34 protein-coding genes are annotated in these 20,980 nt (G+C 62.7%); 2 read left to right on the forward strand and 32 right to left on the reverse strand.

All coding sequences use genetic code 11. The features are described 5' to 3' along the window. Positions 1-202: 202 nt before the first annotated feature. The 4 genes from IVA95_RS09315 to IVA95_RS09330 form a co-directional block, all read right to left on the reverse strand. Positions 203-919 (reverse strand): tetratricopeptide repeat protein, encoded by a 717-nt coding sequence (locus IVA95_RS09315; protein WP_247510245.1) that lies wholly within the window; start codon positions 917-919, stop codon positions 203-205. Continuing rightward, the gene (locus IVA95_RS09320; RefSeq protein ID WP_247510246.1) at positions 916-2,253 is read right to left on the reverse strand and encodes a replication-associated recombination protein A; all 1,338 of its coding nucleotides are present in this window, start codon (positions 2,251-2,253) and stop codon (positions 916-918) included. The genes IVA95_RS09315 and IVA95_RS09320 overlap by 4 nt, the downstream gene beginning before the upstream one ends. After that, positions 2,250-3,647, reverse strand: coding sequence for a DegQ family serine endoprotease (locus IVA95_RS09325; RefSeq protein WP_247510247.1), 1,398 nt, complete (start codon positions 3,645-3,647; stop codon positions 2,250-2,252). The genes IVA95_RS09320 and IVA95_RS09325 overlap by 4 nt, the downstream gene beginning before the upstream one ends. Before the next feature lie 83 nt (positions 3,648-3,730). Continuing rightward, positions 3,731-4,108 (reverse strand): helix-turn-helix domain-containing protein, encoded by a 378-nt coding sequence (locus IVA95_RS09330; protein WP_213245474.1) that lies wholly within the window; start codon positions 4,106-4,108, stop codon positions 3,731-3,733. Between the two features lie 128 nt (positions 4,109-4,236). Between IVA95_RS09330 and IVA95_RS09335 the strand changes: the two genes are divergently transcribed. Then, positions 4,237-5,250, forward strand: coding sequence for a zinc-binding alcohol dehydrogenase family protein (locus IVA95_RS09335; RefSeq protein ID WP_247510248.1), 1,014 nt, complete (start codon positions 4,237-4,239; stop codon positions 5,248-5,250). 207 nt (positions 5,251-5,457) lie between these two features. Next, a complete protein-coding gene (locus tag IVA95_RS09340) occupies positions 5,458-5,826 on the forward strand; it encodes a hypothetical protein (protein WP_213245478.1) in 369 nt (122 codons plus the stop codon). A 53-nt stretch (positions 5,827-5,879) separates the two neighbouring features. On the opposite strand, the gene IVA95_RS09345 is transcribed toward IVA95_RS09340, so the two are convergent. The 28 genes from IVA95_RS09345 to rplD form a co-directional block, all read right to left on the reverse strand. After that, positions 5,880-6,224: a DUF1236 domain-containing protein gene (locus IVA95_RS09345; RefSeq protein WP_247510249.1), complete on the reverse strand. Its 345-nt coding sequence runs from the start codon at positions 6,222-6,224 to the stop codon at positions 5,880-5,882. Positions 6,225-6,375: 151 nt separating this feature from the next. After that, positions 6,376-6,675 (reverse strand): DUF1330 domain-containing protein, encoded by a 300-nt coding sequence (locus IVA95_RS09350; RefSeq protein ID WP_247510250.1) that lies wholly within the window; start codon positions 6,673-6,675, stop codon positions 6,376-6,378. A gap of 27 nt (positions 6,676-6,702) precedes the next feature. Continuing rightward, positions 6,703-7,161: a transcription elongation factor GreA gene (gene greA, locus IVA95_RS09355; RefSeq protein ID WP_247510251.1), complete on the reverse strand. Its 459-nt coding sequence runs from the start codon at positions 7,159-7,161 to the stop codon at positions 6,703-6,705. 123 nt (positions 7,162-7,284) lie between these two features. Continuing rightward, on the reverse strand, positions 7,285-7,701 hold the full coding sequence (rplQ, locus tag IVA95_RS09360; protein ID WP_028349036.1) for a 50S ribosomal protein L17: 417 nt from the start codon (positions 7,699-7,701) through the stop codon (positions 7,285-7,287). A 159-nt stretch (positions 7,702-7,860) separates the two neighbouring features. Continuing rightward, entirely contained in the window at positions 7,861-8,901 is a 1,041-nt protein-coding gene (locus IVA95_RS09365; RefSeq protein WP_213245484.1) for a DNA-directed RNA polymerase subunit alpha, read from the reverse strand. 110 nt (positions 8,902-9,011) lie between these two features. Beyond that, the gene (gene rpsK, locus IVA95_RS09370; RefSeq protein ID WP_006021048.1) at positions 9,012-9,401 is read right to left on the reverse strand and encodes a 30S ribosomal protein S11; all 390 of its coding nucleotides are present in this window, start codon (positions 9,399-9,401) and stop codon (positions 9,012-9,014) included. A gap of 129 nt (positions 9,402-9,530) precedes the next feature. Then, the gene (gene rpsM, locus IVA95_RS09375; protein WP_028349038.1) at positions 9,531-9,899 is read right to left on the reverse strand and encodes a 30S ribosomal protein S13; all 369 of its coding nucleotides are present in this window, start codon (positions 9,897-9,899) and stop codon (positions 9,531-9,533) included. 187 nt (positions 9,900-10,086) lie between these two features. After that, positions 10,087-10,968 carry an adenylate kinase gene (locus tag IVA95_RS09380; RefSeq protein WP_247510252.1) on the reverse strand — a complete coding sequence of 294 codons (882 nt, stop codon included), beginning with the start codon at positions 10,966-10,968 and terminating at the stop codon, positions 10,087-10,089. Positions 10,969-11,045: 77 nt separating this feature from the next. After that, positions 11,046-12,377, reverse strand: a complete 1,332-nt coding sequence (gene secY, locus IVA95_RS09385) for a preprotein translocase subunit SecY (protein ID WP_213245488.1) — start codon at positions 12,375-12,377, stop codon at positions 11,046-11,048. A 145-nt stretch (positions 12,378-12,522) separates the two neighbouring features. After that, positions 12,523-13,011 (reverse strand): 50S ribosomal protein L15, encoded by a 489-nt coding sequence (gene rplO, locus IVA95_RS09390; RefSeq protein WP_213245490.1) that lies wholly within the window; start codon positions 13,009-13,011, stop codon positions 12,523-12,525. Positions 13,012-13,027: 16 nt separating this feature from the next. Continuing rightward, a complete protein-coding gene (rpmD, locus tag IVA95_RS09395) occupies positions 13,028-13,222 on the reverse strand; it encodes a 50S ribosomal protein L30 (RefSeq protein WP_028349042.1) in 195 nt (64 codons plus the stop codon). Positions 13,223-13,259: 37 nt separating this feature from the next. Beyond that, on the reverse strand, positions 13,260-13,835 hold the full coding sequence (rpsE, locus tag IVA95_RS09400; protein ID WP_029081759.1) for a 30S ribosomal protein S5: 576 nt from the start codon (positions 13,833-13,835) through the stop codon (positions 13,260-13,262). 62 nt (positions 13,836-13,897) lie between these two features. Next, the gene (gene rplR / locus IVA95_RS09405) at positions 13,898-14,257 is read right to left on the reverse strand and encodes a 50S ribosomal protein L18 (protein ID WP_065728824.1); all 360 of its coding nucleotides are present in this window, start codon (positions 14,255-14,257) and stop codon (positions 13,898-13,900) included. Between the two features lie 11 nt (positions 14,258-14,268). Further along, positions 14,269-14,802, reverse strand: a complete 534-nt coding sequence (gene rplF / locus IVA95_RS09410; RefSeq protein WP_213245495.1) for a 50S ribosomal protein L6 — start codon at positions 14,800-14,802, stop codon at positions 14,269-14,271. 16 nt (positions 14,803-14,818) lie between these two features. Beyond that, positions 14,819-15,217, reverse strand: a complete 399-nt coding sequence (gene rpsH / locus IVA95_RS09415; RefSeq protein WP_247510253.1) for a 30S ribosomal protein S8 — start codon at positions 15,215-15,217, stop codon at positions 14,819-14,821. A 14-nt stretch (positions 15,218-15,231) separates the two neighbouring features. Further along, the gene (rpsN, locus tag IVA95_RS09420) at positions 15,232-15,537 is read right to left on the reverse strand and encodes a 30S ribosomal protein S14 (RefSeq protein ID WP_247510254.1); all 306 of its coding nucleotides are present in this window, start codon (positions 15,535-15,537) and stop codon (positions 15,232-15,234) included. 43 nt (positions 15,538-15,580) lie between these two features. Beyond that, positions 15,581-16,138: a 50S ribosomal protein L5 gene (gene rplE, locus IVA95_RS09425; protein WP_213245497.1), complete on the reverse strand. Its 558-nt coding sequence runs from the start codon at positions 16,136-16,138 to the stop codon at positions 15,581-15,583. Continuing rightward, positions 16,131-16,445 carry a 50S ribosomal protein L24 gene (gene rplX, locus IVA95_RS09430; protein ID WP_213245499.1) on the reverse strand — a complete coding sequence of 105 codons (315 nt, stop codon included), beginning with the start codon at positions 16,443-16,445 and terminating at the stop codon, positions 16,131-16,133. Before rplX ends, rplE begins: the two co-directional genes overlap by 8 nt. Further along, positions 16,445-16,813, reverse strand: a complete 369-nt coding sequence (gene rplN / locus IVA95_RS09435; RefSeq protein ID WP_011473865.1) for a 50S ribosomal protein L14 — start codon at positions 16,811-16,813, stop codon at positions 16,445-16,447. The genes rplX and rplN overlap by 1 nt, the downstream gene beginning before the upstream one ends. 75 nt (positions 16,814-16,888) lie before the next feature. After that, complete coding sequence (gene rpsQ, locus IVA95_RS09440) at positions 16,889-17,137, reverse strand: 30S ribosomal protein S17 (protein ID WP_057843583.1); 249 nt, start codon at positions 17,135-17,137, stop codon at positions 16,889-16,891. A gap of 11 nt (positions 17,138-17,148) precedes the next feature. Beyond that, the gene (gene rpmC, locus IVA95_RS09445) at positions 17,149-17,355 is read right to left on the reverse strand and encodes a 50S ribosomal protein L29 (protein WP_171578048.1); all 207 of its coding nucleotides are present in this window, start codon (positions 17,353-17,355) and stop codon (positions 17,149-17,151) included. 5 nt (positions 17,356-17,360) lie between these two features. Continuing rightward, the gene (rplP, locus tag IVA95_RS09450; protein ID WP_057843582.1) at positions 17,361-17,774 is read right to left on the reverse strand and encodes a 50S ribosomal protein L16; all 414 of its coding nucleotides are present in this window, start codon (positions 17,772-17,774) and stop codon (positions 17,361-17,363) included. Between the two features lie 30 nt (positions 17,775-17,804). Then, entirely contained in the window at positions 17,805-18,509 is a 705-nt protein-coding gene (gene rpsC, locus IVA95_RS09455; protein ID WP_057843581.1) for a 30S ribosomal protein S3, read from the reverse strand. A gap of 19 nt (positions 18,510-18,528) precedes the next feature. Then, positions 18,529-18,915: a 50S ribosomal protein L22 gene (rplV, locus tag IVA95_RS09460; protein WP_028349054.1), complete on the reverse strand. Its 387-nt coding sequence runs from the start codon at positions 18,913-18,915 to the stop codon at positions 18,529-18,531. Positions 18,916-18,925: 10 nt separating this feature from the next. Beyond that, complete coding sequence (rpsS, locus tag IVA95_RS09465) at positions 18,926-19,204, reverse strand: 30S ribosomal protein S19 (protein ID WP_025588653.1); 279 nt, start codon at positions 19,202-19,204, stop codon at positions 18,926-18,928. Between the two features lie 12 nt (positions 19,205-19,216). Next, positions 19,217-20,050, reverse strand: coding sequence for a 50S ribosomal protein L2 (gene rplB / locus IVA95_RS09470; RefSeq protein WP_247510255.1), 834 nt, complete (start codon positions 20,048-20,050; stop codon positions 19,217-19,219). A 12-nt stretch (positions 20,051-20,062) separates the two neighbouring features. After that, positions 20,063-20,362, reverse strand: a complete 300-nt coding sequence (locus IVA95_RS09475; RefSeq protein ID WP_028349056.1) for a 50S ribosomal protein L23 — start codon at positions 20,360-20,362, stop codon at positions 20,063-20,065. Beyond that, the gene (rplD, locus tag IVA95_RS09480) at positions 20,359-20,979 is read right to left on the reverse strand and encodes a 50S ribosomal protein L4 (RefSeq protein WP_213245505.1); all 621 of its coding nucleotides are present in this window, start codon (positions 20,977-20,979) and stop codon (positions 20,359-20,361) included. The genes IVA95_RS09475 and rplD overlap by 4 nt, the downstream gene beginning before the upstream one ends. Position 20,980: the final 1 nt, after the last annotated feature.

Consider the following 20,980-nt stretch of genomic DNA (forward strand, 5'->3'; position numbering starts at 1 on the left):
TCCTTGCGTGAGGCTCTGCCCGGCCCATCCGGGTAACCCTCGCACTCGCATCGAGGGTGAGTCGCCTCCGCATCGGAAGAGGGACATACGGTCTGAGGACCCCGCAGGGCGGGCGTCTCGAAGGATGTAGGCCACAGACCGGGGCCCCATGGTTCGAGACGCGCTTCGCGCTCCTCCACCATGAGGGGCTGTATCGTTCAAGCTACTTGCATTGCGCGGCGTTTCTCACCGCGGTCAGGTCGGCCCCGGAATTGTTCGACGGACGCTTCTTGGCGGCTTCATCCGCTGCTGCGCACGCCGCCGCGTCACCGTTCTGGAAGCGAGCCACGGCGAGATTGGTCCAGGCGTCACCGAAATCCGGCGCATCCTTGACCGCCTGCTCCAGCACGGGCTGGGCGTCGCGCGGGCGCTTTGCGATCAGCAACATGCGGCCATAGTCGGCTCTCAATGCCTTCACCGGATTGGGCTGCTTGAGCGCGATCTTGAAAAGCTCGTCCGCGGCATCGAGGTCGTTGAAGCGAAATTGCGCGACCACCGCGAGGCCGTGATAGACGGCGCTCTGCTCCGGTGAAATGAGAAACGCCTGGTTAAACCGCAGCGCGGCTTCCCGGATCTTGCCGGTATTTACCGCCCTCCAGCCCCGCATGGTTATTTCCTCAAACGCCTTCTCGCGCGAGCCGGTGGCCCCGATGATGGCGCTTACGAATTTCTCGTCGCCGGTCTTTTCCTCCGCATTCCTGGCCGCAAATCCGAAGAATGGCTGCTCGTTGGTCGGCGCTGCTGCATATGTTCGCTTCGTCACCTGCACGCCCGGTGCCACCTCGACGCTCTCAGCGGCGGCAGCAAGCGGCGACGCCAGCATCAACACACATGCGACGGCCCGAACAGCCTGCTTCAGATGGTTCTCGAAACGCTTCATTCGCCTTGGCCTCGTTCCTTACGCAGCTTCGCCCAGTAATCCAGCCGCTTGCGTATTTCGCGTTCGAAGCCGCGATCGGGCGGATCGTAAAAGGTCTGCCGCCCCAGCGCTTCCGGAAAGTAGTCTTGTCCGGAAAAGGCATCGGGCGCGTCGTGATCGTATTCGTAGCCGGAGCCATAGCCTTCCGACTTCATCAATTTTGTCGGCGAATTGAGAATATGTTTCGGCGGCAGCAGCGAGCCGCCCTCTTTCGCCGTGCGCATCGCAGCGCCAAAGGCCTTGTAGGCGGCGTTCGATTTCGGCGCGGTGGCCAGATAGATCACGGCCTGCGCGATCGCGAGCTCGCCCTCGGGATGGCCGAGGAAGTCGAAGGCATCCTTGGCCGCATTGCAGATCACCAGCGCCTGCGGATCGGCAAGCCCGATATCCTCCACCGCCATCCGCACGACGCGCCGGGCCAAAAACAGCGGGTCCTCGCCGGCGTCCAGCATTCGCGCAAGGTAATACAGCGCGGCATCGGGATCGGAGCCGCGCACCGACTTATGCAGCGCCGAAATCAGGTTGTAGTGGCCGTCGGCGGACTTGTCGTAGATCGGCGCGCGGCGCTGCAGGATTTCCTGCAACTGCGCAGCATTGAAGATTTCTTCCTTGCGCGCGGCGCGCCAGACCTCTTCGGCCAAGGTCAGCGCGGCGCGGCCGTCACCGTCGGCCATCCGCACCAGCACGGCGCGCGCCTCGGCATCGAGCGGCAGTTTTCGGCCTTCGACCTTCTCGGCATGCGCAAAGAGCTTTTCGATCGCGGGGGCGTCGAGCGAATGGAACACCAGCACGCGCGCGCGCGACAGAAGCGCGGCGTTGAGCTCGAATGACGGGTTTTCCGTGGTGGCGCCGACCAGCACCACGGTGCCGTCTTCCATTACGGGCAGAAACGAATCCTGCTGCGCGCGGTTGAAACGATGCACCTCGTCGACGAACAGCAGCGTGCCCTTGCCCATCTCGCGCCGGGCGCGCGCCGCGTCGAACACCTTCTTCAAATCGGCGACGCCGGAAAATACTGCCGAAATCTGCTCGAAATGCAATTCGGTGGCGTCCGCCAACAACCGCGCCACCGTGGTCTTGCCGGTGCCCGGTGGTCCCCAGAACACCAGCGACCCCAGCGTGCGCGTCTCCAGCATCCGCGTCAGCGCGCCGTCGGGACCGAGAATGTGATCCTGTCCGACGACATCGGCGAGCGAGCGCGGGCGCAGCCGGTCGGGAAGCGGACGCGGCGCATCCTCCTCCATCCCTGCCGCAGCAAAGAGATTGGTCGCCTCGCGGGGTTTCTTCGGGCTCATCCGCCCAACGTCACGTTGATCTGCTGGCCGCCGCGCACCACGACGATGCGCCAGAGCCTGGATGAAGTTTTCGAAGCCTTGTCGAGGTCGCTGGTCTTGCTGATCTTCTGGTTGTTGACCGCAAGAATGATGTCGCCTTTCTGGAAACCGACGCTTGCCGCAGTACCACCATCGGCAAGATCGATCACCACGACGCCCTCGGCCTGGGAATCCAGATGCAGCTCGTCGGCAACCGCCGGCGAAATGTTGGCGACCTTGGCGCCTTGGAACGGCGAGCGCGCAGTGAGCACGATTTCATCGCGGTTAGTGTCGGGCGCAGTCTCCAGCGGCACCGTCAGCTTGACGGTCTTGCCGGCGCGCTGCACGTCGATCTGCGCAGCGCCGCCGAGCTGCCTTGTAGCGAAGCGGTAGTCGAACGCGTTGGGTTCGTCGATCGGCTGCCCTTCGATGGCGACGATCAGGTCCGACGGCTTCAGACCGGCGCGGGCGGCCGGACTGTTCGGCGCGACATTGGCGACCAAAGCGCCGTTCGGCAGTTTCAGCCCCAGCGTCTCGGCGATTTCAGGCGTCACCGCCTGCAGTTTCGCGCCCAGCCACGGCCGCTTCACGGCCTTGCCGCCGCTCTTGGCGGAGGCCACGACGACGCGCACCATGTTGGCGGGAATCGCAAAGCCGATGCCCTGCGAGCCGCCGGAGCGCGAGAAGATCGCGGTGTTGATGCCGACGAGCTTGCCGGTCATGTCGACCAGCGCGCCGCCGGAATTGCCGGGATTGATCGCGGCATCAGTCTGAATGAAGAACTGGTAATCGGTGATGCCGACCTTGGTGCGGGCCAGCGCAGAGACGATGCCATGGGTCACGGTCTGACCGACGCCGAAAGGATTGCCGATCGCGAGCACGACGTCGCCGACCAGCAATTCATCGGAATTGGCAAAATCCAGCGTCGCAAATTTCTCTCGTCCGTCCTTCACGCGCAGCACGGCCAGATCCGTGCGGCTGTCCTTCAGCACGATCTCGGCCTCGAATTCGCGCTTGTCGGCGAGCGATATCTTGACCTGATCGGCGCCCTCGATGACGTGGTTGTTGGTGACCACGAGCCCCGAAGCATCGACCATCACACCCGATCCCAGCGAGCGCTGCATCTGTTCGGGCTGCATTCCGGGCACGCCGAAGAAGCGGCGGAAGATCGGGTCGTCCAGGAGCGGGTTACGATTCTGTACGGTCTTGGCGGCATAGACGTTCACGACTGCCGGCTGCGCGCGCTGCACGATCGGCGCGTACGACAGACGCAGTTCGGCGCCCGAGGTCGGCACGCGCCGATCCTGCGCCAGCGCCGGCGTTGCAACGACTGCGGAAACCAGCAGCAAGGCGAAAGAGCGGATCGTCAACGTCATGCAAGGAATCCCAAAATTGATGGCCTCAGATATAGATGCGAGGCAGCAACGAGAGAAGATAAGGCGGTACACAATACTGCCGGTCAGGCCGCGCGGTCTGACGTTTTGACGGTGTCGGAGGCCGGCGCACAGGATAGCCGTTCCTGATGGCCCTCGCCCCATGCCCTGAGCGTCTCGATCACAGGCCGCAGGCTCTCGCCGATTTCCGACAGCGTGTATTCGACCCGCGGCGGCACTTCGGCGTATACCTTGCGGATCACGAGCTTGTCGTCCTCGAGCGCGCGAAGCTGCTTGGTCAGCATGCGCTGGGTAATCCCGGGCATCCGCCGCCGCAACTCCCCGAAGCGCTGGGTGCCGGCCTGCAGATGAAACAGGATCACGCCTTTCCACTTGCCGTCGATCAGATCGAGCGTCGCTTCAACCGCGCAGCCCGGCCGACGGGCAAAATTCCGCCGTTTCATGGTTTTTTCCTGGAATTTTCCCAATAGTATCCAAACAGGGACTAGTTCCCCGAATTTACAGTACTTGCCAATCCGATGCCAGCGCGACAGTTAAGCAACTATCCTCAAGCAAGGCAGGAGAAACGGGCATGAAGGCCGTCGGATACAGAAAATCGCTCCCCATCGAAGATGCGAATGCGCTGATCGATTTCGAAGCTCCCACGCCGGAACCGAAGGGCCGCGACATCAGAGTCGCCGTCAAGGCGATCTCGGCCAACCCGGTCGATTACAAGGTCCGCAAGCGCGCCGCCCCGCCCGAGGGCGAGACAAAAATCCTGGGCTACGACGCTGCCGGCATTGTCGATGCCGTCGGCCCGGACGTCACGCTGTTCAAACCGGGTGACGAAGTGTTTTACGCCGGCTCGATCCTGCGCCAGGGCACGAACGCGGAATTTCACCTGGTCGACGAGCGGATCGTCGGCAAGAAGCCGAAATCTTTGTCGTTCGCGCAGGCCGCGGCGCTGCCGCTAACCTCGATCACATCAGGGGAATTGCTGTTCGACCGGCTCGGCGCCGTACCGGGCAAGAGCCTCGATCCGCGCACGCTGCTGATCACCGGCGGCGCCGGCGGCGTCGGCTCGATCCTGATCCAGCTCGCGCGCCGCCTGACCGGGCTGACGGTGGTTGCTACTGCCACGCGTCCCGAATCGCAAAAATGGTGCATCGAGCTCGGCGCGCATGCGGTGATCGATCATTCCCAGCCGATGAAAGAGCAGATCGAGAAACTGAAAGTGCCGCCTGTCGGCCTGGTCGCGAGCCTCACCTTCACCGACCAGCACTACAAGGCGATCGCAGATTTCATCGCGCCACAGGGCAAGTTCGGCCTGATCGACGATCCCCCGGAATTCACCGTCAGTGCCTTCAAGGGCAAGGCGGTCTCCATCCACTGGGAATCGATGTTCACGCGCTCGTCGTTCCAAACGCCTGACATGATCGCCCAGCATCACCTGCTGAACGACGTCTCCGACCTCCTGGACAAGGGCGTGCTGCGCACCACGCTCGACCAGACCTTCGGCACCATCAACGCCGCCAATCTGAAACGCGCGCATGCGCTGTTGGAAAGCGGCAAATCGCGCGGCAAGATCGTGCTGGAGGGGTGGTAGGTGGTTGCTCGCCAATTCCACCCCGAGTTCCAGATCGGAAAAAATGGCGGATTCGCCTCCTCTGACGACTTGACTGTCGGGCCTCGCCTGAACACACATTCATCAAAATTAAATTTACCGCCAAAGGCCTTTGAAAGCGGGCACTTAAGCAACAAACTTCACCCCAATGTGTTTAGCGAGTGTCTGTTTTACGGAAAGGAGTAGTCCATGAGGAAAGCACCTTTAGCCTTGGCCGCGGCGGCGGTCCTGGGCTTGACGGCCGTAACGGCACCGTCGCCGGCCGAGGCCCACTGGCGCGGAGGAGGATTTTTTCCGGCCGTGGCTGGCGGATTGATCGCGGGCGCGGTGATCGGCGGACTGGCTTCGAGCGCCTACGCCTATAGTCCCGCATATTACGGCGGGTATTACCCGGCCTACTATGGCGGATATTACGACGAGCCGTACGTGCCTGTGGTTCGCTACCGTCGCGTCGTTCGCCCGGCATTCGCCTACTATGGCGGCCCGCGGTTTTACCACCGCCACCACCACCACTGGGGTCACCACCACTGGGGTCACCGCCACTGGCGTCATTGGTGATCAAGCAAAAGAAAAGGGCCGCCGAGTTGGCGGCCCTTTTTATGGATGAAGCGTCAGTCGATTTCATGCACCACGGTGCGGGTGGCGGGGTCGACCAGCATCACGCGGTTGTTTGAGTACACATAGCGATACTTCGTCACTGACGGGCCCCAATCGGACGGCACCGGCGCGAGTTCGACATCGGTCGGTACCTTGGCGCCAACCACGATCCTTTCACGCGTTTCCACCGGACGGACCTTGTGCTCGGTCACGTAGCTCTTGATCTTGGTGCGATATTCCGGCTCGATCCGAACCGTGGCGCCCGCAGCTCCGGTCGTCGTCTCAACGGTGGTGGTCTGTGCATTGGCCATCGTCGCAACCAGCGACGCTGCCGCCGCAATCATGAACAGCTTCTTCATCTAGTTCCTCCTCAAACCGCATAAGCGCGGCTACAGGAAAAACAGATTTTCCACTCACTTGTTCCGGGAAGAATGCGGCACAGCAACGCGTTGAGCGCGCAGCAATATCGCCGACGCACCCCCGTTGTCAGCGCGACATTGCAGTGCAAGCTCAAGCCAACGGGACGCCGTCAACGAAGATCAACCGCCGATCGAACGCGGTCTGCCGCCCGTTCAGCGCCTCCGCGTATTCCGGCGAGGCGTACCATTCGCGCAAACGCTCCATCCTGGGAAATTCGACGACAATGATGTTTTTCGGCGGTGGGCCACCTTCGATCAAATTGGCGGCGCCGCCACGGATCAGATAGCGGCCGCCATAATGCGCGATCGCCTTCGCGGCGAGGCTGCGATAGACTTCGAACTCTGCCGGATCGCGCACATCATCGACTTCGGAAATAACGTAAGCTGACATCCTTCGCCTCACGGACGGTGTTACGCTTCACCGGATTTCGACGATCTCCGCTTCACCTCCGGCGATGGCGACGACATCACCGACACCCTTGCCGAACAGCGCGCGCGCCAGCGGCGATCCGTGCGAGATCGTCCCATGCGCGGGCTCGGCCTCGTCTTCACCGACGATCCGGAACGTCTGTCGCCGGTCATCCTCGCGCACGATGGTGACGGTGTGGCCGAAACGCACGACGGAATTGTCTGATGGCTCGGGCGCCACCCTCGCCGTGGCGCGGCGAGCATTCCAATAGCGGAAGTCACGGCGGGCGCTGGCCAGCGCCGCGCGATCGCCAGCGGATTGCGCCGCAGCCTGGGCCGCCTCGGCCGCGGCCAACGCCTGCTCGATCCGGCGCAGGCCTTCAGCCGTCACGTCATTCGGAAGATCGGAGATTGGCCGGTCAGGCAGACCTTCGACGTCCTCTGTGTCTTTGACGAACGCCCTACTCATACATGTTGAACGTTCATCGGCCCGGGAGGGTTCCTATGAATCACGCGCCGGCGCGATGGCGGGCACGGGCAACAAAAAAGCGGCGCCCGCGGCGCCGCTTTTGAAAACTGCGATTTGGAAGAGTTACGCCGCTTCGGCGGACTTCTCCTCCACCGGGCCGGAATCTTGGCCCTTCGCATCAACGTCGCGGTCGACGAATTCGATCACGGCCATCGGCGCGTTGTCGCCGTAGCGGAAGCCGGCCTTGATGATGCGGGTGTAGCCGCCCTGGCGGTCCTTGTAGCGGGGCGCCAGCGTGTCGAACAGCTTCTTGACCTGGTCGACGTCGCGCATCTCGGAGATCGCCTGACGGCGCATGGCGAGCCCACCCTTCTTGCCGAGGGTGACGAGCTTCTCGACGATCGGACGCAATTCCTTGGCCTTCGGCAGCGTGGTGACGATCTGCTCGTGCTTGATCAGCGCGGCGCACATGTTGGCGAACATCGCGCGGCGATGCTCGGCGGTGCGGTTGAGCTTACGATGAACCTTGCCGTGACGCATTGATCTGTTCCTTGACTTGTCTTCGTCGCGACGGTTCGTCGGACATGTTGCTCAGGTGGGCTGCCTGCGTTCGCCCCAGTCATTCCGGGGCGCGCGTGAGCACGAACCCGGAGTCTCGAGATTCCGGATCGCCGCTTCGCGACGTCCGGAATGACGAAATCAGTAGTGATCCTCGAAGCGCTTGGCGAGTTCGTCGATGTTCTCCGGCGGCCAGCCCGGCACTTCCATGCCGAGATGCAGACCCATCTGGGCCAGCACTTCCTTGATCTCGTTCAGCGACTTGCGGCCGAAGTTCGGGGTGCGGAGCATTTCCGCTTCCGACTTCTGCACGAGGTCGCCGATATAGACGATGTTGTCGTTCTTCAGGCAGTTTGCCGAACGCACCGACAGCTCGAGCTCGTCGACCTTCTTGAGGAACGCCGGGTTGAAGGCGAGATCGGGAATGATCTCCTGCGCGACTTCCTTGCGCGGCTCTTCGAAGTTCACGAACACGTTGAGCTGATCCTGCAGGATGCGTGCGGCATAGGCCACCGCGTCCTCCGGCGAGATCGCGCCGTTGGTCTCGATCGTCATGGTCAGCTTGTCATAGTCGAGGATCTGGCCCTCGCGGGTGTTCTCGACCTTGTAGGAGACCTTGCGCACGGGCGAGAACAGGCTGTCGACCGGGATCAGGCCGATCGGCGCATCCTCGGGCCGGTTGCGCTCGGCGGCGACGTAGCCCTTGCCGGCGGCGACCGTGAACTCCATGCGGATTTCAGCGCCCTCGTCCAGCGTGCAGATCTGCAGCTCGGGATTGAGCACCACGATGTCGCCGACGGTCTGGATGTCACCGGCGGTGACGACGCCCGGACCCGACTTCTTCACGACCATGCGCTTGGGGCCCTCGCCCTGCATCTTGATCGAGATGTCCTTGATGTTGAGCACGATGTCGGTGACGTCCTCGCGAACGCCCGCGATCGAGGAGAACTCGTGCAGCACGCCGTCGATGTGCACCGACTGCACGGCGGCGCCCTGCAGCGACGACAACAGGATGCGGCGTAGCGCGTTGCCGAGCGTCTGGCCGAAACCGCGCTCGAGCGGCTCGGCGACGACGGTCGCAAACCGGGTCGCGTCGGAGCCCGGCGTTACCTGCAGCTTGTTCGGTCGAATAAGTTCTTGCCAATTTTTCTGGATCGTCACTTTGTCACCCCTTCGGGTCAATAGACCGGCCAGTCGATCCGCCTTCAGATCACTGGCGTTGGAGATCGCGGGTCAGTCCGCGGAAAAATTCCAAAAGCAATCGCGAGCGGCATAACCGCGCGCGACCAGTATCAAACGCGCCGGCGCTTGCGCGGACGGCAACCATTGTGCGGGATCGTCGTCACGTCGCGGATCGACGTCACGGTGAAGCCCGCCGCCTGCAGCGCGCGAAGCGCCGATTCGCGGCCCGAACCGGGGCCGGCAACTTCCACTTCCAGCGTGCGCATGCCGTGTTCCTGCGCCTTCTTGGAAACGTCTTCGGCCGCGACCTGCGCGGCATAGGGGGTCGACTTGCGCGAGCCCTTGAAGCCCATCGTGCCGGCCGAGGACCAGGCAATGGTGTTGCCCTGGGCGTCCGTGATGGTGATGGTCGTGTTGTTGAAGGACGAATTCACGTGCGCGATGCCGGAGGCGATGTTCTTGCGTTCGCGACGGCGGACGCGGGTGGCTTCCTTGCCCATATTACCTAAAACCTTTCCTGTGATCTCAACGCCGCCGTAATGCCAGCGGCTACACCTAAAAACGCGAGTGGCGAACGGCGAGTAGCGAATAGGTTTCTATTCGCCGTGCCCTATTCGCAATTCGCCGAATTACTTCTTCTTGCCGGCGATTGACTTGGCCGGGCCCTTGCGCGTGCGCGCATTGGTGTGGGTACGTTGACCGCGCACCGGAAGTCCGCGGCGATGACGCAGACCGCGATAGCAGCCGAGGTCCATCAGACGCTTGATGTTGATGCCGGTCTCGCGGCGAAGGTCGCCTTCGACGAGATAGTCGCGGTCGATGACTTCGCGGATCTGCAGGACTTCCTGGTCGCTCAACTGGCTGACGCGACGATCAGCCGGGATCTTGACCTTCTCCATGATCTCGGACGCGTTCTTCTGGCCGATGCCATGGATGTACTGGAGCGCAATCAGAACGCGCTTGTTGGTCGGGATATTCACGCCGGCTATACGGGCCACGGACTTCTCTCCTGTCGCCGATCCCTCATGGATCGGGCTATGTTCTTGCTAACTCGGGCAGGTGTGTCCGCAAACGCGAACACGACGCCCTTCCCCTCATCTCTTTCGGGGCCCGGCATCGTCAAAAAACTATCCGACTTGGATGCGGGGCTTATTAAAGGATTCAACTTGGTTTCGTCAACCGTCTCTATCGCTTAGCTCGCTTTTTCGTGACCTTTTTGGCAACCTTGCGGACGGTCTTCTTGGCGGTCTTTTTGGCCTTGCCGGCCGCCCGCCCCTTGGCAGTACCTTTGGCAGCCGAGGCGGCGGTGCGGGTCACCTTCAGAGCCCCCTTGGAAGCCGCTTTCTTGCCTTTTCCGGCCGCTTTGGCCGCCTTCCCGACGGTTTTGGCAGCTTTTTTACCCGCCAGCTTCGCGCTCTTGCTGGTGCCCGCCCTGGCCTTCCTGGCCGGTGCCGCGGACCTGGCCGCCTTGGGTTCCACCGCACCGACGGCGGACAGGATCCGGTTAATCTCCCGTGTGACCTGCTCGATGGTCATCATGCCGTCGACGGTGGCCAGCTTCCGACGCTCGGAATAATAGTGGATCAGCGGCTCGGTCATCGAACGGTAGCTCGCGAGCCGCTTCGACAGCACTTCCGGGGTGTCGTCGATTCGCACTTCCTCGCCGCGGGCCTGCATCTCGGCGACGCGCGTCTCGACGCGATTCAGAAGCGCGCTCTCGTTGACGCGCAGTTCGATCACGGCGTCGAGCTTGATGTGCTTCTTCTTCAGGAGTTCGTCGAGGGCCGCCGCCTGCGGCACGGTGCGCGGAAAGCCGTCGAGAATGAAACCCTTCTTCATGTCGGGCTGGTCGAGACGGTCGGAGATAATCCCGATCACGATCTCATCCGGCACCAGCGCGCCGCTCGCCATGATGTCCTTGGCCTGAAGGCCGACCGGCGTTTCGGCGGCGACTGCAGCGCGCAGCATCTCGCCGGTCGAGAGCTGCACGATGCCGTACTTCTGGACCAGCCGCTGTGCCTGGGTCCCCTTGCCCGCGCCCGGCGGACCCAAAAGGATCAATCTCATGACTATTCGCCCCCCGGCTTGGTGAGCGAATCGCCGCACACCTTGTCTTGAATTTCAGACCACGCGTGTCCGCGAAATCAGCGGCGGCGGCCCCTCAGCTTGGATTTCCGGATCAGCCCCTCATACTGATGGGCCAACAGATAACCCTGCACCTGCGCCACCGTATCCATCGTCACGCTGACGACGATCAGAAGCGAGGTTCCGCCGAAATAGAACGGCACCGAGGCGTAGGAAATCAGGATTTCGGGAATCAGACATACGATCGCCAGATAGATCGCGCCCAGCACGGTGACGCGCGACAGCACGTAATCGATATACTCGGCTGTGCGTTCGCCCGGACGAATGCCCGGTATGAAGCCGCCATGCTTCTTCAGATTGTCTGCGGTCTCGGTCGGGTTGAACACGATCGCGGTGTAGAAGAACGCGAAGAACACGATCAGGCCCAGATAGAGGATCAGGAACAGCGGACGGCCGTGGCTGAGTTGGGTGTTGAGCCACTGGAACCATTCCGGGCCCTGGCCGGCGTTGAAGTTTGCGACGGTCGCCGGCAGCAGCAGCAGCGACGAGGCGAAGATCGGCGGGATTACGCCCGAGGTATTGAGCTTGAGCGGCAGATGCGAGGACTGGCCCTCGAACATCTTGTTGCCGACCTGCCGCTTCGGATACTGGATCAGAAGCCTGCGCTGCGCGCGCTCCATGAACACGATGAAGGCGATCACGACGACCGCCATCACGATCACGAGCAGGATCAGGCCGGTCGACAGCGCGCCCTGGCGTCCCAATTCCAGCATGTTGGCGAGAGCAGACGGCAGCTCGGCAACGATGCCGGCCAGGATGATCAGCGAAATACCGTTGCCGATGCCGCGCGAGGTGATCTGCTCGCCGAGCCACATCAGGAACATGGTGCCGCCGGTCAGCGTGACCGTGGTGGAAATCAGGAAGAACAGCCCGGGTTCGCTGACAACGTTGCCGGCACCCTGGAGGCCGACGGCGATGCCGTAGGCCTGGAACGTGGCGAGAATCACCGTGAGGTAGCGGGTATACTGGTTCAGCGTCTTGCGGCCCGCCTCGCCTTCCTTTTTCAAGGCTTCGAGCTTGGGCGATACCGTCGTCAGGAGCTGGATGATGATCGATGCCGAGATGTACGGCATGATGTTCAGCGCGAAGATCGCCATGCGGTTGATGCCGCCGCCGGCGAACATGTTGAACATGCCGAGAATGCCGCCGGCCTGCGACTTGAACACCTGCTCCCAGGCCGCGGGATCGATGCCGGGCAGCGGGATATAGGTACCGAGCCGATAAACAAGCAGCGCACCCAGCGTAAACCAGATGCGCTTCTTCAGTTCGTCGGCTTTGGCCAAAGCGCCGAAATTGAGGTTTGCCGCAAGTTGTTCTGCTGCTGAGACCATGTTCAGGCTTTCTCCCGCCGCCCTCGCGCCGTCGCTCCGATAACGGGCGACCGGCAGACGCCGGACATTATTTGGTGCTCGGCTTCGATAAGTCCATCATCCTATCGTGCGTAACGCCCGCGGTCAGCGGGCGATGACGCAGATTTTACGCCGCCTCGCCTTCTTCCTTCTTGGCCGGGGCCAGGATCTTCACCGTGCCGCCGGCCTTCTCGACCGCCGCAACCGCGGATTTCGAGGCGCCGTGCACCTCAATCGCGAGCTTGGACTTGAGTTCGCCGCGGCCGAGCAGCCGCACGCCGTCCTTCACGCGACGGATCACGCCGGCCTTGACCAGCGATTCCGCTGTAATGGTTTCCTTGGTATCGACCAGCTTGGCGTCGATCGCCTCCTGCAGCCGGTCGAGATTGATCTCGGCAAAGTCGAGCCGGAAGATGTTGTTGAAGCCACGCTTCGGCAGGCGGCGATGCAGCGGCATCTGGCCGCCCTCGAAGCCCTTGATGCGCACGCCCGAACGCGCGGTCTGGCCCTTGCCGCCGCGGCCCGAAGTCTTGCCCTTGCCGGAACCGATGCCACGGCCAACGCGCATGCGCTTTTTGCGCGAGCCGGCGTTGTCGGCGATATCGCTGAGCTTCATCGCCCTGTCTCCTTACTTACTTCTCGCCGACGATACGGACGAGATGTTGAACCTTGCTGATCATGCCGCGAACTTCAGGGGTGTCCTGCAGCTCGGCAACCCGGCCGATCTTGTTGAGCTTGAGGCCGATCAGCGTCGAACGCTGCGAGTGGTGGCGGCGAATCGCGCTGCCGGTCTGCTCGACCTTGATCGTCTTTGCGGCCTTGGCCATCGTCTTAACTCCAAATAGCGCTTAAAGTTCGCGCCGGTTATTCAGCCACCGCTTCGGCGTCGCCGCCGACGCGGCGCGATTGCAGCGTGGACACCTTGATGTTGCGGCGCGCCGCGACCGAGCGCGGCGAATCCTGATGCTTCAGCGCGTCGAAGGTCGCGCGAACCATGTTGTAGGGATTCGACGAGCCGATCGACTTCGCCACCACGTCCTGGATGCCGAGCGTCTCGAACACCGCGCGCATCGGGCCGCCGGCGATGATGCCGGTACCGGCCGGAGCGGCGCGCAGGTAGACGCGGCCGGCGCCGTGACGGCCGGCAATGTCGTGATGCAGCGTGCGGCCTTCGCGCAGCGCCACGCGGGTCAAATTACGCTTGGCCGACTCGGTCGCCTTGCGGATCGCCTCGGGCACTTCGCGCGCCTTGCCGTGGCCGAAACCGACGCGGCCCTTCTGGTCGCCGATTACGACCAGCGCCGCAAAGCCGAAGCGCTTGCCGCCCTTGACGACCTTCGCCACGCGATTGATGTGGACGAGCTTGTCGACGAACTCGCTGTCGCGCTCCTCGCGATCCCTGCTCCGTTCGCGTCCGCCGCGTTCGCGTTCACCTGCCATGGTGTTTTCCAATCTTTAGGGGAAGAAAGCCCCTGTCCTCGTAATTATCCAAAACCGTTTCGTTAGAAGCTCAGTCCGCTTTCGCGGGCAGCGTCCGCGAGCGCCTTGACGCGCCCGTGGTAGAGATAGCTGCCGCGATCGAACACCACTTCCTTGACGCCGTTCTTCACGGCGCGTTCCGCCAGCAGCTTGCCGACGGCCTTGGCCGCATCGATGTTGGCGCCGGTGTTGCCGGCCTCGCGCATGGTCTTTTCCAGCGATGAGGCGGAAGCCAGCGTCTCGCCCTTCAGGTCGTCGATGACCTGGGCGTAGATGTGCTTCGACGAACGGAACACCGACAGACGCGGGCGTCCATTGGCGGACCGGCGCAGCGAGTTGCGCACTCGCTGCTTGCGCCGGGCATTCGTGACCTTGAGTGACATGACCGGCTCCGTTACTTCTTCTTGCCTTCCTTGCGGAAGATGAATTCGTTGGCGTACTTCACGCCCTTGCCCTTGTAGGGCTCCGGCGGACGGTAGGCGCGGATCTCGGCGGCGACCTGACCGACGCGCTGGGAATCGGTGCCCGAAATCGTGATCTCGGTCGGCTTCGGCACCGCGATGGTGATGCCCTCCGGGATCGCATAGACCACGTCGTGGCTGTAGCCGAGCGCGAGCTGCAGGTTCTTGCCCTGCATCGCGGCGCGATAGCCGACGCCGGTGATCTCGAGCTTCTTCTCAAAACCCTTGGTGACGCCCTCGACCAGGTTCGCCACCTGCGCGCGCGCGGTGCCATACATGGCTTGCGCACGGTTGGTCTTGAACTTCGGCGCGACCTTGATCGCCCCGCTTTCGGACTTCACCTCGACGTCGTCATGCACGACGAACTGAAGCTGGCCCTTCGGCCCCTTCACCTTGACGGTCTGTCCCTCGACGGTCGCCGTCACACCGGACGGGATCGCCACAGGCCGTTTGCCAACACGTGACATGGCTAAAAATCCTTCCTCAGAACACCGTGAAGAGAACTTCGCCGCCCACATTCGCGTCTCGCGCGGCGTGGTCGGCCATGATTCCCTTCGGCGTCGACAACACCGAAATGCCGAGACCGTTGTTCACGCGCGGCAGGTTCTTCACCGAGGCGTAAACCCGGCGGCCCGGCTTCGAGACCCGCTCGATCTCGCGAATGACGGGCTCGCCGTCGAAATATTTCAGCTCGATCTCGAGCTCGCTGCGCCCCGAGGCATGTTCGACGCTGGCGTAGCCGCGGATGTACCCCTCGGACTTCAGCACTTCGAGCACGCTGGCGCGCATCTTTGAGCCCGGGGTCGAGACCTTGGACTTCGAGCGCATCTGCGCGTTGCGGATGCGGGTAATGAGATCGGAGATCGGATCGTGCGTTGACATGGTTCCGACCCTCCTTACCAGCTCGACTTCACGAGCCCGGGAACCAGGCCCTTGGAGCCGAGTTCACGCAGCGCGATGCGGGAAAGCTTGTTCTTGCGGTAAATCGAGCGCGGACGTCCGGTCATTTCGCAGCGGTTGCGAATCCGCGTGGTCGAGGAGTTGCGCGGCATCTGGGCGAGCTTCAGCGTCGCCGCGAACCGCTCTTCCATCGGCTTGGTCTTGTCGGCAATGATCGCCTTCAGCTTCGCGCGCGCAGGCGCGGCGTTCTTGGCCATCCGCTTGCGCCGGTTGTTCTTCTCGATCGAACTCTTCTTTGCCATGCTTGGCTCCTGGGTTTCCGCGTTTGAGAGGCTTAGCTGCGTCTCACTGCCGGAACGGGAAATTGAATGCGGTCAACAAGGCGCGCGCCTCGTCGTCGGTCTTCGCCGTGGTGCAGACCGTGATGTCCATGCCGCGGGCTTCCGAAACCTTGTCGAAATCGATTTCGGGGAAAATGATGTGCTCCTTGAGGCCGAGCGAGTAGTTGCCGCGGCCATCGAAGCTCTTCGGATTGAGACCACGGAAGTCACGCACGCGCGGCAGCGCCACGTTCACCAGCCGATCGATGAACTCGTACATCTTGGCCTTGCGCAGCGTGACCTTGCAGCCGATCGGCTGGTTCTCGCGCAGCTTGAAGGTCGCAATCGCGATCCGCGAATAGGTCACGATCGCCTTCTGGCCGGCGATCAGCGTCAGTTCGGCAGCCGCGGTCTCGGCCTTTTTGCGGTCGTTGACGGCATCGCCGACGCCCATGTTGAGCACGACCTTGTCCAGCCGCGGCACCTGCATGACGTTGGCATAGCCGAACTGTTCGGTCAGCTTGCCGCGAATGCTCTTGTCATACTCCGCGCGCAGGCGCGGCACGTAAGCGGTATCAGCCATCGATCTCTGCTCCCGAGCTCTTGGCAATGCGTACCTTCTTGCCATCAGCCTGAATCTTGAAGCCGACGCGGGTCGGCTTTCCGTCCTTGCCGACATAGGCAAGGTTGGACAGGTGGATCGGCGACTCCTTGGAGATGATGCCGCCTTCCTGGTTCTGGGTTTGCTTCTGGTGACGCTTCACCATATTGACGCCGCGCACCAGCGCCTTGTTCTCGGCGGGGCGGACCTCGAATACTTCGCCGGTGCGACCCTTGTCGCGACCGGTCATCACCATGACCTTGTCACCTTTCCGGATCTTGGCGGCCATCACAGCACCTCCGGCGCAAGCGAGATGATTTTCATGTGGTTCTTGGCGCGAAGCTCGCGCGGCACCGGCCCGAAGATACGGGTGCCGACCGGCTCCGACTGGTTGTTGATCAAGACGGCGGCGTTGCGGTCGAAGCGGATGACCGAACCGTCGGCGCGGCGGATGTCCTTGCGGACCCGCACCACGACGGCCTTCATCACGTCGCCCTTCTTCACCTTGCCGCGCGGAATCGCTTCCTTGATCGACACGACGATAACGTCGCCCACGGTGGCATAGCGGCGCTTGGAGCCCCCCAGCACCTTGATGCACATGACACGGCGTGCGCCTGAATTGTCGGCCACGTCGAGGTTGGTCTGCATCTGAATCATTGATGCACCTCGTCCTCTTTCTGCGCTTCAGCGCGCTCAAAATTTCCCTGAAATCCCTCGGTTAAACCGAAGTTATCAGGCCGTTTTCTTCTGTTCGCCCCGGACCACGGTCCAGCGCTTCAACTTCGAGATCGGCTTGCTTTCCTCGATCCACACCATGTCGCCCGGCTTGAACTCGCTGTTCTCGTCGTGCGCGTGGTAGTTCTTGGAGCGGCGGATCGTCTTCTTGTAGATCGGATGGGTGAAGCGGCGATCGACGCGCACCACCACCGTCTTGGCTTGCTTGTCGCTCACGACCACGCCCTGAAGGGTACGTTTCGGCATAATACGGCCTCTTACTTCTTCTTCGCGCGAAGCTGCGCGGCGATGGTCTTGATGCGGGCGATGTCGCGGCGGGCTTCGCGCAGCCGCGAGGTGTTTTCCAACTGCCCGGTGGCGCGCTGGAAACGCAGGTTGAAGCGTTCCTTCTTCAGATTGAGGACGGCATCCTCTCTCTGGTCGTCGCTCATCGCGCGGATGTCTTCAACTTTCATCGGGGCCATGAGTGTTACTCCGCAATGCGCGCGACGAAGCGCGTCTTGATCGGCAGCTTGGCGGCGGCGAGCGTGAGCGCTTCCTTCGCGGTCTGCACGTTGACGCCGTCGATCTCGAAAATCACCCGGCCCGGCTTGACCCGCGCCACCCACAATTCCGGCGTGCCCTTGCCGGAGCCCATGCGGACCTCGGCGGGCTTCTTCGACACTGGCACGTCCGGGAACACGCGGATCCAGACGCGGCCGGCGCGCTTCATGTGGCGGGTCAGCGCGCGGCGCGCGGCTTCGATCTGTCGGGCAGTGACGCGCTCGGGCGCCATCGCCTTCAGGCCGAACTGGCCGAACGACAACGTCGCACCCGAAGTCGCAACGCCGTGGATACGGCCCTTATGCGCCTTCCGGAACTTCGTTTTCTTTGGTTGCATCATGGCTTTGAGCCCTCAAACCTTCCTAATGTCTCACGCTGCGGCGGTGTCGCGGCGCGGACGCGCGGTATCGCCTTCGGCCATCTTCTTGTCCTGGGCCATCGGATCGTGCTCGAGGATCTCGCCCTTGAAGATCCAGACCTTGACGCCGCAGGTGCCGAACGTGGTGAACGCCGTCGCCACGCCGTAATCGACGTCGGCGCGCAGCGTGTGCAGCGGCACGCGGCCCTCGCGATACCACTCCATGCGCGCGATTTCGGCGCCGCCGAGACGGCCCGAGCAGTTGATGCGGATGCCTTCGGCGCCAAGACGCATTGCCGATTGCACCGCCCGCTTCATGGCGCGGCGGAACGCGACGCGGCGCTCGAGCTGCTGCGCAATCGACTCGGCAACCAGGGTGGCGTCGAGTTCGGGCTTGCGGATTTCGACGATGTTGATGACGACGTCGGAAGCCGTGATGTCGGCAACCCGCTTGCGCAGCTTGTCGATGTCGGCGCCCTTCTTGCCGATCACGACGCCCGGACGCGCCGAGTGGATCGTCACGCGGCACTTCTTGTGCGGACGCTCGATCACGATGCGAGCGACGGCCGCCTGCTTGAGCTCCTTGTGCAGGATCTCGCGGATCTTGACGTCTTCATGCAGCAGCTTGCCGTATTCGTTCTTGCCGGCGAACCAACGCGAATCCCACGTGCGGTTGATGCCGAGACGCAGTCCGATTGGATTGATCTTTTGACCCATCGTTTTCTCCCGCGCCGCTTTAAGCGCTTGCCTCGGCCTCGACCTGACGAACCACGATGGTCAGGTGCGAGAACGGTTTATAGATACGGCCCGAACGGCCACGGCCGCGGGGCGAAAAACGCTTCATGACGATGCCGTTGCCGACATGGGCCTCGGCGACGACGAGATCGTCAACCTCGAGGTCATGGTTGTTTTCGGCATTCGCGATCGCCGATTCCAGGCACTTCTTGACGTCGACCGCGATCCGCTTGCGCGAGAACTGCAGGTCGGCGAGCGCAGCAGACGCCTTCCGGCCGCGGATCAACTGCGCGACAAGATTGAGCTTCTGCGGGCTGACGCGCAGCATCCGGGCGACTGCCTTGGCCTCGTTGTCCGCGAGGCTACGTTCGCGCTTTGGTTTGCTCATCGTCTATTCCTCAAGCCTTCTTGGCTTTCTTGTCGCCCGAGTGGCCATGGAAGGTACGGGTCGGCGAGAACTCGCCGAACTTGTGACCCACCATTTCCTCGTTGACCGAGACCGGCACGTGCTTCTGGCCGTTGTAGACGCCGAACACCAGGCCGACGAACTGCGGCAGGATGGTCGAGCGGCGGCTCCAGATCTTGATGACGTCGTGACGGCCGGACGCGCGCGCAGCATCTGCCTTCTTGAGCAGAGAGGCTTCGACGAACGGGCCTTTCCAGACTGAACGAACCATGTCCGGCGTTCCTTACTTCTTCCGCTTATGGCGGCTTAGGAGGATGAATCGATTGGTCGACTTATTCGAACGGGTCTTCTTGCCCTTGGTCGGCTTGCCCCACGGCGTGACCGGGTGGCGGCCGCCCGAGGTGCGGCCTTCGCCGCCGCCGTGCGGATGGTCGATCGGGTTCATGACGACGCCGCGGTTATGCGGACGCCAGCCCAGCCAGCGGGTGCGGCCGGCCTTGCCGATCGAAATGTTCATGTGATCGGGGTTCGACACCGCACCGATGGTGCCGCGGCAACGACCGTGCACCAGGCGCTGTTCGCCCGAGTTCAGGCGCAGAATGACGTATTCCTGGTCGCGCCCCACGATCTGGGCGTAGGTGCCGGCGGAACGGGCGATCTGGCCGCCCTTCCCGATCTTCATCTCGATGTTGTGGACGATGGTGCCGACCGGCATGTTGCCGAGCGGCATGACATTGCCGGGCTTCACGTCGACATAGTTGCCGGCAACCACCGTGTCGCCCGCAGCCAGACGCTGCGGCGCCAGGATGTAAGCCTGCTCGCCGTCCTGATACTTGATCAGCGCGATGAACGCGGTGCGGTTCGGATCATACTCCAGCCGCTCGACGACGGCGGGAACGTCGACCTTGTTCCGCTTGAAGTCCACCAGGCGGTAGGCCTTCTTGTGGCCGCCGCCGCGGAAGCGCACGGTGATGCGACCGGTGTTGTTACGGCCGCCATTGCCGAGCTTGCCCTCGGTCAGCGCCTTCACCGGCTTGCCCTTGTAGAGCGCCGAACGGTCGACCATCACCAGTTGGCGCTGGCCCGGCGTCGTCGGATTGTATGTTTTCAATGCCATCGCTGTGTCGCCTTATAGTCCGGTGGTGACGTCGATGCGGTGGCCCTCTTCGAGGGTCACGACAGCCCGCTTCACGTCCGACTGCGAACCGAAATTGCCGCGGAACACCTTGGTCTTGCCCTTGCGGACCAGCGTGTTCACGCTCTTCACCTTGACGTCGAACAGCTTCTCGACGGCTTCCTTGATTTGCGGCTTGGTCGCCTTGCTGGCGACCTTGAACACGACCTTGTTGTGCTCGGACGCTACCGTCGCCTTTTCGGTGACGACAGGAGCTACGATCACGTCGTAATGGCGCGGATCGATGTTCTTCATTTGAAGCGCGCCTCCAGCGCATCGACTGCCGCCTTCGTCAGCACGAGCTTCTGACGACGCAGAATGTCGTAGACGTTGATGCCCTGGATCGGCAGCACGTCGATGTTCGGAATGTTGCGGGCCGCGGTCGCGAAACCCTGGTTGAGCTCGGCGCCGTCGATGATCAGCGCGTTGGTGAGCCCAAGGCCGGAGAAGTGACCGACCAGCGCCTTGGTCTTGGCTTCCTTGACTTGCGCGCTGTCGATCACGATCAGGCCGCCATCCTTGGCCTTCGCCGACAGCGCATGCTTGAGCGCGAGCGCACGCACCTTCTTCGGCAGGTCGGTCGCGTGCGAGCGAACCACCGGACCGAACGCACGGCCACCACCGCGGAACTGCGGCACGCGGGCCGAGCCGTGACGGGCGCCGCCGGTGCCCTTCTGCTTGTACATCTTCTTGCCGGTACGCCAGACGTCGGCGCGGCCCTGCGTCTTGTGCGTGCCGGCCTGGCGCTTGTTGAGCTGCCATTGCACGCAACGCTGGATGATGTCGGCGCGCGGCTCGAGACCGAAGATCGCGTCCGAGAGCTGGACCGATCCGGCTTCCTTGCCCTCAAGGGTCGTGACTTTCAGTTCCATC

Source organism: Bradyrhizobium sp. 157 (assembly GCF_023073815.1).
In the GTDB taxonomy this organism is placed as follows: domain Bacteria; phylum Pseudomonadota; class Alphaproteobacteria; order Rhizobiales; family Xanthobacteraceae; genus Bradyrhizobium.